The following is a 12,766-nucleotide window of genomic DNA, read 5'->3' on the forward strand; positions in this document are numbered from 1 at the left end:
CCTCGCTCTTGCAGCGAACGTCTCCTTGACGGGCGTGTCGCAGTATCGGTTGCCGACAGTCAATGAGCGGTACAGGCCGTTGGAATCCCAAAGCGAACAGGTTTCTGCGTCTTGCTTTGCAGGACGGAGGCGCGCTCCCTGATCTGACCTGACGCCATTAGATCGACGACTTTCTTCTTCACCAGGTCACAGCCGCGCAGCTTGCTGTCGATCGCCATATTGAACAGCGCTAGGTTGCGGTGGTTTTCGGCCAATTCAAGTCGAACACGGATCGCCCAGACATGCTTTGGCTTCAGCAGTCGTTTCTGACCCACGATGCGGCCCTTGTTCCATGCGGGGCGAAGTGCGCGAATGGCTGGTAGGTTTGGTGTTCCCATGACTGATCCTCCGATCCGCCATGCCCTCCCAAAACGACCACCCGACGTTGACGAGGCACCATATCACGGGATTGCTGCGCTGCCTCTGAGGTCCGGAAGGAGCCCTAAGTTCAATTTTCTGCACCATGCATCAATGCCGGAAGTGCAAAAGAAAGCTGTCGTTGAGTGTTCTATTCAAACCGCACCTTCTTCACTTTTTGGGTTGTGCTTTTGCTCCCAAGGGGTGTCTCATACAAATTGTAATGTGATCATTGGATCTTAGCCGTGTTCGACGCGTCGACATACCTCGCGATAACATCGATTGCAGTCATCGGCACTGTTCACGTCTTCTGCGTGTCTTTTTACCGGAGATTCCCCGCTCTAGCAGGCTGGCTTTCTGATTTTTCATCTGGGATCGGACTTGGCTATGCTTTCCTTTTCTTGCTGCCAAAAATTGGTGAATTGTCGGCCGATTTGGCTGCAAATGGTAAATGGGAAAACTCGCTGTTCGGTTATTCGCTCCTAGGATTTCTCATTTACTACTTGCTGGAAGCCAGTCGCGACACGGGGGCCGATAACAGGTTGTCGCTTGGCTTGGACACAGTGGCACTTGGAACCTATAACTGCTTGCTTGCCATTACAGTCATGCAAACGACGGGAACATCTCCTGAGCTGTACGCTATCGGAACGTTGGCCTATTCATTGCATTTGTTTGGGGTGAATATTTATCTCTATAAGACCCACCCCGGGCACATGTCTGGGTGGCTACGCGCATACTTTGTCGCGTCGCTTGCAGTCGGCATATTGATCGGTCTCAACGCAGACAAAAGTAGCTTGATCTATTCAATTGCGACTGGGTTGACGGGGGGCGTGATCATTGCCCTGTCTCTTCGGGTTAAACTGCCTAACCGCTCGTCAATGAACACAAAGGCCCTTTTGATTGGCGTGGTGTTTGCTGCATTCGCAGTCGTTGTAACCCGGTACTGATCCGAGGACACTATTGGGTCCACCTTTAGGTTAAGCCGAGCTATTTAGCTGTGCTTTAGAGACTAAGGCGCTTTGAAATTCACTTGCTCAAAGTCTCTGCAATTCCTTTCATCGCAACCATAGAGTCTAGGTACATAGGTGTGTTCTGAACTTCTGGCTGGCTTGATAGCTTCACCATAACCACATTGGCTTCCTGGTTCACATACAATAGCTGCCCATAGACACCGATACCGTAAAACGCACCGTTTTCTCTATCTTTCACCCAAACTTGATTCCGATAGTGGAAGCCTTCAAACACCTCTGCATATGCGCTTTTCTCATAAGCTGCGATCACATCATCATTTGCTTGAATCGTGTCAGCTATCCAATCTGGAGGAATAACCTGAGTGTCGTTAACCTTTCCGTTGTCCAGCATCATTATGCCAAATCGCAATAGGTCACGAGAGCTGGTGAACATCCCACCACTGGTTTGCACAATCCTTTTGGGCCCTAGTTCGCTATATGCAGGGTCCTGAGCACCGATGCCCTGCCACAATTCGGCCAGCACATCCAAATAGCTCTCGCCAGTTGCCGATTCGATAACCATACCCAGCAGTGCAGATAGAACTGAACGGTAACTATAAACTTCACCGTCTTCCACCAAAGTCTCGCGATCACTAAGAGAGATCATGTACTCCTTAACGCCAGATTCTGTATCACAAATTTCAACTTTTTCAGAGAGGTCCTGACCAAACGCACAGAACAGATCACCGGCATCGTCTAAGTAGCCGCTAGAAGCATCTCTCCAATCAACAGCAGCGGTCATATCAAGTAGGTGTCTAACCGTTGTATTTTTGAATGCTGGGCCCTCCAACTCTGGCAGGTATTCGGTGATCAGCTTTTTGGGATCTAGTTCTCCCGCCTCAACTGCCAGCCCTGCGGCCATACCCAACACTGTCTTGGTGATCGAGTGAATGCGGTGAGGCGTGTCAACTCTCATGCCATTGAAGTACTTTTCAGCGACCAATTTGCCATCATGGTAAATCAAAAAGCTATCGGTATGCGTTTGATGCAACCAATCGTTGATGTTCTGTTCTTCATTGTTGCTAGCTGTGAAAACAAAGGTCTCAAGCTCAGTTGGGTATGCCGCTTTTTCCAAAGTACGTACCCAATCTGACGGTGGAACTCGTGCTAATTCGCCAAAAACATTTGTGCCTTCAAATATCCAAGGGCTTCTATCTACAGACTCAACGGTTTCATCCCAGAAATAACCAGCCTCTGCGCTTGCTGGTTGTGTAGAAGCAGTAAATACCGCACCGGAGGCCAAAAGAGCGATAGCAATAGCGGAAGTCACTAACAGCTTGTCTGCATTTTTTCTCAATTTTGGGGATCTCCGTCCGACTAGACAATCTCTAAGCAATCCAGCCACGCTTCCGCTCTGGTGTCTAGCCCCTTGTGTTTGGGCCAGAGGCTGTCAGACGACTGCGAATTAATCTCTGGTAGGACAGCTTAGTAGTCGCAAGCGACGAATGGCAGATGCTGTGCGTTAGACGCCTTGAGCAATACCCGCTTCGTCCGTGAATTGATCCTCGGTCACTGGACGGATTGCGCAGTTGCAGCGAATGGCAGAAAGGACGGGCCGCGCTGCAGCCTGGAGATGATCTCTGGATGTCTCCTTTGGGCCGTCCTCGAAGGATGATTTTAAACCGCAGGTGAGGATGCTGCACGTGCTCTAGTGTCGGCTCAGAGCCCAAAATTGACTGCTGCTGCGCGAAGCTCCAATGACAGCAATGCGCAGAAAGCGGACTTTGCAAACTTTGAAGAACGATCATTGCGAATCTTTGCCGAGACCTTTTGGAGCAACCGCTATTGGGAACTGGCTGGATATGCTTTTGATCTAATTTGCTGCTCTGCCGTAATCTCGCGCCCGCTTCTGGTCGCTTTGATTACAAAGTCAGGCGATAGTCACTGTCCCGAAGTGGATTTCGCGATACTGCAAAGCAGATCAACATGTCGATCCAACCAATCCTCGTCCAGTGCCTCGTGACGTATGAGCTTGCGGAAATAAGGCGCCGCGATTGCTAGTTCTATGAGCTGGTCAATCGAAACGTCGGCTGTGATCTCACCACGGTCTATTGCGGCTGCAAATACTGCTTTAACACTTGTGAATCTGTCTTTCATGAATTCAGTGATCACCAACCGCGCTTCTGCATCGGTGGACGCAGCAGCGACCACCTGAGGCGCGATTTGGCCCCATGGTGTGTCATTTAAGGCTCCCATCAGTACTCCGAGTAACCAGCGCAGATCAGATCGTAGCGGGCCATCGGTTTTGGGCGGTATGTTCGGCGGGGTTGCTATGCGCCTGAATGCTGCATCACGCAGACTGCGCGCATCTGGCCAGTGCCTGTAAAGTGTGCTGCGCGAAATGCCCGTTGCCTTTGAAACCGCGCCATGAGTTACGTGCAGCACGCCCTCATCCCTCAGTATCCTTTGCGCCGCATCAAGTGCGGCCTGTCGTGTGGCGATCAGCCTGGGATCTTCTTTCAATCGCCCCTCCTATAGAACATATTGTTGCATAGCAGAACATTTTGTACTAAAAGTATGGCCGGCTAAAAACTAAAGCTCAATACTCAATTCCGCGAACACGTCTTGTCAAAATGGGAGCGTATCAATGTTCAAAGTGGCAGCAACCCCGCTGGCGGTACTCTTATCGATTGGTGCGACAACCGCGCTGTCCGAGAGTGGCACTTACGAGCTGGATCCTGGACACAGCCAGGTCTTGTTCAGCTACAACCACATCGGGTTCTCAGAAACGTTTGGAATGTTCTCAGGTTTTACCGGCGAGATAGAGTTCAATGAAGATGATCCGTCTGCGTCATCTGTCAAAGTGTCTATGCCTGTAAAATCCATGATCACGGGCTGGGACGCCCGTCTGCAACATTTCATGTCCGATGACTTTTTCAGCGCGAGTGACGATGACGTGGTCACCTTCGCCTCAACCAGCATTGAAGTGACCGGTGACAATACCGCGAATATTTCTGGCGATCTGACCATGAATGGCGTCACCAAACCTGTTGTTCTGGAAACAACGCTTAACAAGTCGGCGCCATACCCGTTTGGCGAAAAGGAGGGCACGCCGACCATGGGGCTAGCAGCCACGGCGACTATCGTGCGGTCTGAATTCGGACTTGGGGCCTTTGCACCAGCGGTGAGCGACGAAATAGAGCTCTTGATCAATATCGAAGCGTTAAAGGCTGAATGATGTGTGCAGGGGAGCTGATACTGCGCCGAGCGCTCATTCTTAACTTTTGACTGGCTGACAACAAAATGATTGTGTTCCTGAGACTACTGGCGGCTGCCGCGACTGCGGTGGCACTGACGTGCCCGCTGGCATTCGCGCAAGAACGCTCCTTGCCGGAGCGCGCCTCACCCCGTCCCGAAACGACAAGCGGCGTACCCCATACTCAGATTGGTGTCGAAATTGATGCCGATTTGGCCCAGCTATTGCTGGAGCGAGTTGCGCAATTCCCAGGGGTCACACTTGGCCCGACACGCATATCGCTTCCTGGCGCAATTGGTTTTCAGCTTGATCCCGACATGTTGTTGTCTCAACCGAACTCTATCGTTGGTGGGTTTGAGTTTGCGCACATGCATCCTGATGGCAGCTTGCACGCTTCGCTAGACCCCGCAATGGCGCGACGGGCAGTTGAGGCGGGTTGGGCCGTAGCGCACCCGTGGGCCAATCAACGTCCTGGGTGGAGCGGCTTTGTCATGATCTATACACCGACGACACCCGAAGAGTTGGATGTCGTCATCGATCTGGTTGAAAGCTCGTACACCTTCATCACCGGCATCACTCTGGGCTAAATGCCCACCTGCTGACCTTTCCGTTGCTGACCAATGCGCAGGTCAGTCAAAATTCAGATTTACCGGAATTTCAGGTGATTCATGTACCACCGCTCTAGACGGGCCGGATCTAGAGATGTGGCGCAACTTCAATGGATGCAACTAGGATCGTTTGCTTCGACACATCCTCGTAACTTGTCAAAACTACATACCCCCAGTAGATATTTGGTATGTTTCGCTTGATCCTGTCGATACTTCTTGTTGTTGCATTCTCTGGCGCATCCGCAGCGTCCGTGAAGCATGGCTTGACCCATGGATCGGATCATTCTGGTCATCATGCTCAAATAGCGGACGACGAGCCGTTGGCTAATGCCGAGAAAGCTGTTGCGGATTGTTGCGACACCACCAGCGGCATGAGTTCAGCATCCTGTTTTGGTGATCTTGTCGCCACGGCGGGGATTTCGCCGATTGCTCCAGTGGCGATCTCAGAGTGTGGTGTGACGCAAGCTGATTCCGATTTTTCGGGCCTCGCAATGGGCGTCCCCACCGGTCCTCCGAAAGCCTGAACGGCAACGGGCGCCCGCCCGCAATCCGTTCAAATTTCACATCAAAGGACCGACAGACATGATCACACGTCGTCACTTCACCACACTGTCTGCAACTGCGCTCATCGCGACCGCTCTTCCCGTCCGAGCAGGCACCCCAATGCATGTGCTAAGCTCACCAGGTTGCGGATGTTGTCACGCATGGGCCGACTTGGCTCGCGCACGTGGCTACGCCGTCACCGTTGAGGAACTGACCGACCCCGAAGCACAGAAGTCAGCGCGGGGTATCCCGCTGAACCTCGCATCCTGTCACACGATAGAAGCCGATAGTTATGTCTTTGAAGGCCATGTGCCGTTTGAAGCACTGGAAGCCGTGTTGAAGGATCGGCCTGACATTACAGGGCTTGCCGTTCCTGGCATGCCAATGGGCTCCCCTGGTATGGGCGACGATCCGTCCGCCCGTTACGACGTCATTGCATTTGGGGGAGAGGCTGGGGCCGGTACAGTATACTACCGTGCGGGCACCGCGCAGCCGTTCGACACCTGATGCTAGGGCGCACAACACTCTTGGTCACCGGTGGGCTTGCGCTCACCGGTTTCGCCGTAGCTTGCGTTCTGGCCCAGCCCTCCGAAGCGGTCGGTCTATTGACACCGGATAACGCCAAACTGGTCGCCGTTGGCCAAGATATTTACGCGGATCAATGTGCTGCCTGCCACGGAGCGCGCCTGGAAGGTCAACCAAACTGGCGCATTCGCGGCGAGGATGGTTTGCTGCCAGCACCGCCGCATGACGCTACAGGGCATACGTGGCACCACGATGATGAAACGCTTTTCACCCTGACTAAATTTGGCCTGGCCGGACTGATGGAAAATGCGCCCCCAACCGGTATGCCGGTCTATGAAGGTGTGCTCAGTGATGACGAGATCATAGCGGTGCTATCATTTATTAAATCAACCTGGCCCAATGACCTTCGTGAGTACCACGACGAGCTGAATGCCCAATCCGAATAGAGGAAAACTCAGGTGATCAAACAAACTCTTATCGGCTTGGTCGTAGCAATGGCTCCAATGCTTGCGGCTGCGCATTCAAAGTCCGAAGCAACGACACCGGCTGACGGTGCAACCGTCACGGACGTGCCGGAGCTTACCATGCGGTTCGATGATCCGATGCGCATCATCTCGGTTACGCTGAGATCCTCCGATGGCGATGTAGAAATTGACCGCGAAACGGGTATGGATCCCGCCAAAGAATTCCGGGCCATACCGTTGGAAGAGCTTGCACCCGGAAGCTACCGCTTCGACTGGCGCGGTATGGCGTCCGACGGTCACCCGATGCAGGGCAGCTTCTCTTTCACGGTCGCTGAGTGATCGGTCTGGCACCTATTGACGGTGTTGTTGTCTTGGCCATTTTGGCGAAGGCACTTGGCTACGGTGCAGCGCTGCTGGCGATGGGTAGCGTCCTGTTCACGGTTCTCTTTGCCAAGCGCGCCGACGCGTCCGTTTTGCGCCTTGCACAGCACCTTGCGGTCGGTGCGGCGCTTCTCGGTCTCGCCGTTCTGGCTTTGCGTTTCGGCATCAGAGCGGCGCGGATATCCGGAATGGGCTTTGAGGGCGCGACGGACCCAATGATGCTTGGTTTTGTTTGGGACAGTCCGCTTGGCACCGGCGCGATTTGGCGAGTGGTGGGTGAACTTGCAATATTGGCAATCCTGCTTCCCCGCGTCGGGCCGTGGATCGCTTTGGCGGGCAGCCTTGCCATAGCGATTTCTTTTGCTCAGGTGGGACACTCGCTCGGAGAGCCCAGGGCGGCTCTCGCAGTCTTTCTGGTTCTTCATCTGCTGGCTGCCGCGTTTTGGGTCGGTGCTCTCCTGCCTTTGCGCAAAGCGGCGCTCACTCCCACTGGGGCAGATCTACTGCACCACTTTGGCAATTTCGCTGCTTACGGAGTTGCCGTCCTGATTGTTGCAGGCGCAGCGCTCGCGTGGCTGCTTTCGGGCTCCGTGACCGCTTTGTTCGGAACGGCCTATGGATTGGTGCTTCTGGTCAAGGTCGTGATCGTTTCTGCCCTTCTTGGCCTCGCGGCGCTGAACAAACTGAGATTTGTTCCGGCTCTCAGGGCTGAGACGCGTGGCGCGGAAATTGCTCTCCGGCGGTCGATTTCAATGGAGATTCTCGCTGTTGTTCTGATCCTGCTTGCAACGGCGACCCTAACCAGTGTGACGACACCTCCCATCAATCTCTGACGGCTTTGGGTACGAAGCAGGAGCTGCAAATCCTTGTTACGAAAGTCTGCTTTGGGCTGCGAGCTGCCAAACATGCAAGCCGCAGTGGGTGGCCGCTTCGAGCCCGACCTGTCCATTCAACAGAGCACAGCAAAGGTCGGCTTTTTCATGGGCTGGCCATAAACGCGGCTCGGATCGCGGCCTTCATAGCGTCTTGAGGCCCTTGTTCTTTCGGCTTGCTGGATGCCATCACTAACTTGGAGGCAGGCGTGTTTCCGAGGCCCAATGCATCGTTCACCACCGATAGACCGCCGTGCAGCGAGGAGCGACCAAGCAGACCCACTGCGACCCCGGCTTCTACTGCTGCAATCACACCAGAGACGCTTTGGCTGGAGTAGACAACGCGATATGGCTTTCCACGGGCTTGCAATGAATTGACCGCCGCGTCGCGCCACCAGCACGCATGATCGAACAAGGCCACCGGAAGTCTTTCTTCGGCCCGAAAGTGCCGGTGCGCCGAAGAAACCCAACATGTCGGGTCTTCAAAAACAACCTCCTCGTGACTGGTCGGGCTTTCGACCTCATAGACCGCAAGGTCCAGCGCCCCCTTATCGAGGGCTTCTGGAAAACTTGTGCTCAAGGCGCAGGTGACATCCAGTTCGACTTTCGGATGTTGACGGGCAAAGGTCGCAATGATCGCCGCAAGTCTGGTGCGCCCGTGATCGTCGGGGATGCCCAAACGCAGTTTGCCGCTAACTGTGTTCTGTGAAATCTCTTGTAGGGCCGCGTCGAGACGTGCCGTCACCTCCTGCGCGACTGGAAATAGCTTTCGTCCCGTGTCGCTCAAGACCACCCCGCGACCATGCCTGTCAAAGACCGGCTGACCCAGGATCGCCTCGAGGCGCTTGATTTGAAGACTTGTCGCAGATTGCGACCGGTGGATACGGGCAGCACCGTCCGTGACGCTTCCGGCATCAGCCACGGCGACGAAGGTTCGCAGAAGATCGCTATCCAGATTTTCCATTCATTTTTCCAATACCGGAAATTGAAACTATGCGTTTCACAGATGCCTTGTGCAGCACTATTTTTCAAGGTCAGAGGAGTATCCCATGTCAGATCAGACAGCTGCCCACCAACCATCTAACCGGAAACCCCTGGTTTGGGGCGTCTCTTTGCTGCTGCTGGCTGGCGTCTGTCTTGTCTGGCCGGAACACGCCGCAAACACAGCAAAGTTTGTCCTATGGGGCCTGATTGTCGTGGCCCCCATCGTCATTCCGGGCATTTTACTTGCAGCCTGGATCATCGCAAGCGGCGCGGATACCCACATCGCTGGTGCCTTCGAGGGCAGGACACTGAGAACGGTTCTGGCGGCCTCGCTCATTGGAGCCATCACGCCCGTATGCGGTGTGACCGTGCTGCCTTTGATGGCCGGATTGCTGGCTGCGGGCGTACCGCTCGCTCCGATCATGGCCTTCTGGCTGTCCTCTCCGATAACGGATCCGGCAATGCTCGCGACAACAGCGGCAACCCTTGGTCTGAGCTTTGCGATTGGCAAGACGCTTGCGGCCTTCGGATTGGGTCTGTTCGGCGGCACGATCACCGGCATGTTCGCCAAGTCACCTTGGGCCATGAATGCGCTTCGGGACAATGGCCTGGCGCGCCAACTAAGTGCTACACGATACGGCGAAGAGCAGCCCTTTGATCCTTGGGTCTGGCGGTCTGAAGCGCGTCGTCGTGCTTTCAGAAAACAGGTCTGGGCAACCACGCGGCTTATCCTGATTTGCCTAATCCCGGCATTTGCCGCGGAGTATGCGTTGAACACGGCCCTTACACCGGGCGTATTGGCAGCATATGTTGGCGAAGACAAATGGTGGGCCATACCCGCCGCTGTCTTCGTCGGTGCCCCGGCCTATATCGACGGTTACGCTGCACTCCCACTGACACGCGGTTTGATCGACAACGGCATGTCCGCAGGGGCAGCGATGGCGTTCCTTGTTTCCGGCGGCGCGGTCAGCATCTGGGGTGCTATGGCCATCGCACCGGTGCTCAAATTGCAACCGTTCTTGCTCTATCTGCTGCTTGCAGTTCTGGGGTCGCTCGGGGCGGGGTATGTCTTTGGGTGGATCGTCTGAGATTCAACGCCAACGGGAAGCAGACTTCAGAGAACCTTAACGCAGTTCCGTCGTGTCTGTTCCTGCGGCATAAGGCGAAAGTCGATCCATACCAGAGCGGCCTTTGATGTATATCGCGGCGAAGGTGTCAGGAGAGCCCATTCGGTTCGATGCTGCACTTTGCGCGAAGGGCTCTATTAGCAGAAACCTGACAATCGAAATGAGCAATTTCATCGAAGTCGCAAAGGCACTGGTTTTCTGACGCCACGTTAGATACACAAGTCCAAGCTTACGAGATGAGTTGCTATGAAGATCGGTGAAATTGTCGAGAAATCTGGTTTGACGGAGCGAATGCTGCGCCATTACGAGAGTCTTGGGATCATTGCACCAACAAAGTCGGCAAAGGGTACGCGACTTTATAGCGATGCCGACTTGTCGGTTGCGCGCTTGATTCATCGGTTGCGATTGCTGGACATCGGTTTGGATAGCCTCTCTGAAATAGCACAAGAGCGCCTGAAACATCAGACCGGTGATGAGTCGGCATCATCTGTTGGGGGGTTGTTGGATAACCTTGCCGAGTTACTTTCTAAGAAAGCGCAACAGGCTTTGGAACTCAGGTCTGAAATTGTCGAAGCATCCAAGACAGTCAGTAAGTGCCAAGGTTGCAAGAACGTCCCGGCTCCAGAGACTTGCCCGGATTGCCCGATGAATGATGTGGTCCATCACAATTCAGTGGCCGCGATGGTCTGGAAGTAGTCAGTAACGAAACACCTGACCGATAATACGCCACTTGCATTCAAATAGTGTGTTTTCGTGCAAGCCCCAGGAGGCGAGGCGTGGTTCTGGAAACTCGATGCTACACTTCGAGGCCGCCTGGACCGCAGACCATGACGCCATTTCGGTCTCAAGACCCTCTGGTGAAAGCCACTTTGTGAGGTGGAAGTGTGGGACCTCAATGCGCAGACCTGGGAACTTGAAACCTTTATATCCGCTGACAACCCACTTTCGCTCCGTCTCCCAAAATGGGGAAATCGCTTCAAAGACGGGCGCATAGGCCTGAGTAACCCGATTTGGCAACTCTGCCTCTGCCCACGAAAAGACTCCAAAAATCCCTCCCGGCCGCAGAACCCTTTTTACCTCTTGAGTGTAATCATGAGTGTCGAAGTGGTGCGCTGCTTGCATAGAAAACACAAGGTCTACACTGCTTGCCGAGAATGGTAACGCCTCTGCATGGCACCTTTGCACGGGACAGTATTGCAGCGATTTTCGTGGTGGCGCGGCATCGGTGGCAATGACCTGGTTGAACATCGGTTGCAGGTAAGCGGAGAGCTCGCCTCGACCGGCTCCGCATTCCACACATAAGTCACGCTTGAACGGTAAAGCAGCGAGCCACCGCATGAACTCTGCGGGGCCTCGCTGCGTGGTATGATCCATATCTTAGCTGATCGTTGCGAGAAACTTTTGATGTTCGCCTTCATGCATCGCATGGCTCAGTTCGGGCTTAGGAAACTGCCCGTTCGACGCGGCGGCGAAGTAGGCGGCGTATGCGCGCTGCATCTCGCCCCAGACATCGCCAAAGACCTCGCGTTTGGGCGGGATGGGAAAGACCGAGCACCCGATGATATCGCTTGATACATGAAAAATCCCGTGCGCATGGGGGCCCGACCCAAGACTGGCTACCGCCACTGGTAAGTTTTCATAGCACCACTTGGTAAGCTCTACAGATGTATGTTCAAAGAGCGCAGCAAAGATACCGGCGTCAATAGATGCTTTCACCAGTTCGACAATCTTTGCAGCTTCTTCGGCGGTTCGTCCTGCGGGCGAGTGGCCGGAATTCATGACAGCGCGTTCCCCCTGAACCCCAAAGTGGCCCACAACCGGTATCCCCGCATCTACGATTGCCCGAATGTGATCTACCGTACCAAGGGACGGTTCGATATGAACCCCATCTGCACCCAGCTTCACAACCTTTGCCGCATTGCGTACTGACTCTTCAATCGAGATACAGGCCGTAGTGTTTGGCATATTGCAGATGATGAACGGGGACGAAGCACCCCTTAGAACGCCTTCAAGCATGTAGAGTTGTTCTTCGAAGTCTACCGTTGCCATGGACGGATGGCCCATAAGCCCCATGGGTCCCGGACTGCCGCAGCAAAGAAGGTCCATGCCCAGTTCCTCTGCCATGATTGCACTTGGAGTGTCATGACACTCCATGCCGACGATACGTTCGCCGTTTTGCACTTTCTCTGCCAGGTGCTTCAGTCGTGTTTTTCTGCGCATTGTATTGGTTCCTCCCACTGCGTCTTTATAGCTGGAGAGAACATTATCTGACATTAATGTTAGATTCGCAATCCTAGTTGAGACGGCAGCTTTGTCCCGCATCTCAGAGATTGCAAAGCCTAGTGATGAAGGTCCGCTTCGGGCTGCGACCGGCCGACAACGCAGACCACATAGAACGGCAATATTGAGCCCGAACTAGTGAATGCTGCAACCAGTTCGAATGTCTGGTTCTTTACGTCATCCAAGAGATGGCATTGGCGCAAAACTTTCTGTTCGTTTGCTTGAAAAGACTTCAAATGAAGGCGGAGGCATGTATGGGGCTAAAGATGATCACGCTGTGAGCGCCCCGGCGCCACACTGCCTTTTCGCTGGAGCTCGCTTCGACGTCGCGCTCAAACCCTATGTCCGCCAGCATGTGCGGGGCGCTCAGGGCAAGATGC

15 protein-coding genes and 1 pseudogene are annotated in these 12,766 nt (G+C 54.2%); 10 read left to right on the plus strand and 6 right to left on the minus strand.

Annotated features, from left to right (window positions below):
- Window positions 1-83: 83 nt before the first annotated feature.
- Window positions 84-377, minus strand: a pseudogene (locus ACR0JN_RS02190) (site-specific integrase); the annotation flags it as partial.
- A gap of 264 nt (window positions 378-641) precedes the next feature.
- Between ACR0JN_RS02190 and ACR0JN_RS02195 the strand changes: the two are divergent.
- Complete coding sequence (locus ACR0JN_RS02195; protein ID WP_480883886.1) at window positions 642-1,343, plus strand: hypothetical protein; 702 nt, start codon at window positions 642-644, stop codon at window positions 1,341-1,343.
- 79 nt (window positions 1,344-1,422) lie between these two features.
- Here the strand turns inward: ACR0JN_RS02195 and ACR0JN_RS02200 are convergent, their stop codons facing one another.
- Together ACR0JN_RS02200 and ACR0JN_RS02205 are read right to left on the minus strand one after the other, a co-directional pair.
- The gene (locus ACR0JN_RS02200; RefSeq protein ID WP_480883888.1) at window positions 1,423-2,703 is read right to left on the minus strand and encodes a serine hydrolase domain-containing protein; all 1,281 of its coding nucleotides are present in this window, start codon (window positions 2,701-2,703) and stop codon (window positions 1,423-1,425) included.
- 584 nt (window positions 2,704-3,287) lie between these two features.
- Complete coding sequence (locus tag ACR0JN_RS02205) at window positions 3,288-3,869, minus strand: TetR-like C-terminal domain-containing protein (protein WP_480883890.1); 582 nt, start codon at window positions 3,867-3,869, stop codon at window positions 3,288-3,290.
- A 124-nt stretch (window positions 3,870-3,993) separates the two neighbouring features.
- Here ACR0JN_RS02205 and ACR0JN_RS02210 point away from each other — a divergent pair, with 124 nt between their 5' ends.
- The 7 genes from ACR0JN_RS02210 (at window position 3,994) to ACR0JN_RS02240 (ending at window position 7,956) form a co-directional block, all read left to right on the plus strand.
- Window positions 3,994-4,584: a YceI family protein gene (locus tag ACR0JN_RS02210; RefSeq protein ID WP_480883891.1), complete on the plus strand. Its 591-nt coding sequence runs from the start codon at window positions 3,994-3,996 to the stop codon at window positions 4,582-4,584.
- 386 nt (window positions 4,585-4,970) lie between these two features.
- Window positions 4,971-5,189, plus strand: coding sequence for a luciferase domain-containing protein (locus ACR0JN_RS02215; RefSeq protein ID WP_480884351.1), 219 nt, complete (start codon window positions 4,971-4,973; stop codon window positions 5,187-5,189).
- A gap of 209 nt (window positions 5,190-5,398) precedes the next feature.
- Window positions 5,399-5,734 (plus strand): hypothetical protein, encoded by a 336-nt coding sequence (locus ACR0JN_RS02220; RefSeq protein WP_480883893.1) that lies wholly within the window; start codon window positions 5,399-5,401, stop codon window positions 5,732-5,734.
- A gap of 190 nt (window positions 5,735-5,924) precedes the next feature.
- Window positions 5,925-6,260, plus strand: a complete 336-nt coding sequence (locus ACR0JN_RS02225) for a DUF411 domain-containing protein (RefSeq protein ID WP_480883895.1) — start codon at window positions 5,925-5,927, stop codon at window positions 6,258-6,260.
- 20 nt (window positions 6,261-6,280) lie between these two features.
- A complete protein-coding gene (locus ACR0JN_RS02230) occupies window positions 6,281-6,724 on the plus strand; it encodes a c-type cytochrome (protein ID WP_480883897.1) in 444 nt (147 codons plus the stop codon).
- Between the two features lie 48 nt (window positions 6,725-6,772).
- On the plus strand, window positions 6,773-7,081 hold the full coding sequence (locus tag ACR0JN_RS02235) for a copper resistance CopC family protein (RefSeq protein WP_170459277.1): 309 nt from the start codon (window positions 6,773-6,775) through the stop codon (window positions 7,079-7,081).
- Entirely contained in the window at window positions 7,078-7,956 is an 879-nt protein-coding gene (locus ACR0JN_RS02240) for a copper resistance D family protein (RefSeq protein ID WP_480883899.1), read from the plus strand. The genes ACR0JN_RS02235 and ACR0JN_RS02240 overlap by 4 nt, the downstream gene beginning before the upstream one ends.
- Before the next feature lie 145 nt (window positions 7,957-8,101).
- Here the strand turns inward: ACR0JN_RS02240 and ACR0JN_RS02245 are convergent, their stop codons facing one another.
- Window positions 8,102-8,959: a LysR substrate-binding domain-containing protein gene (locus ACR0JN_RS02245; RefSeq protein ID WP_480883901.1), complete on the minus strand. Its 858-nt coding sequence runs from the start codon at window positions 8,957-8,959 to the stop codon at window positions 8,102-8,104.
- An 85-nt stretch (window positions 8,960-9,044) separates the two neighbouring features.
- Here ACR0JN_RS02245 and ACR0JN_RS02250 point away from each other — a divergent pair, with 85 nt between their 5' ends.
- Window positions 9,045-10,067: a permease gene (locus tag ACR0JN_RS02250; protein WP_480883902.1), complete on the plus strand. Its 1,023-nt coding sequence runs from the start codon at window positions 9,045-9,047 to the stop codon at window positions 10,065-10,067.
- Between the two features lie 285 nt (window positions 10,068-10,352).
- A complete protein-coding gene (locus tag ACR0JN_RS02255) occupies window positions 10,353-10,802 on the plus strand; it encodes a MerR family transcriptional regulator (protein WP_480883904.1) in 450 nt (149 codons plus the stop codon).
- On the opposite strand, the gene ACR0JN_RS02260 is transcribed toward ACR0JN_RS02255, so the two are convergent.
- Together ACR0JN_RS02260 and ACR0JN_RS02265 are read right to left on the minus strand one after the other, a co-directional pair.
- Window positions 10,803-11,480, minus strand: coding sequence for a class I SAM-dependent methyltransferase (locus tag ACR0JN_RS02260; protein WP_480883906.1), 678 nt, complete (start codon window positions 11,478-11,480; stop codon window positions 10,803-10,805).
- Between the two features lie 3 nt (window positions 11,481-11,483).
- Complete coding sequence (locus ACR0JN_RS02265) at window positions 11,484-12,326, minus strand: 3-methyl-2-oxobutanoate hydroxymethyltransferase (protein WP_480883907.1); 843 nt, start codon at window positions 12,324-12,326, stop codon at window positions 11,484-11,486.
- Window positions 12,327-12,766: the final 440 nt, after the last annotated feature.

The organism is Ruegeria sp. G12, assembly GCF_056533565.1.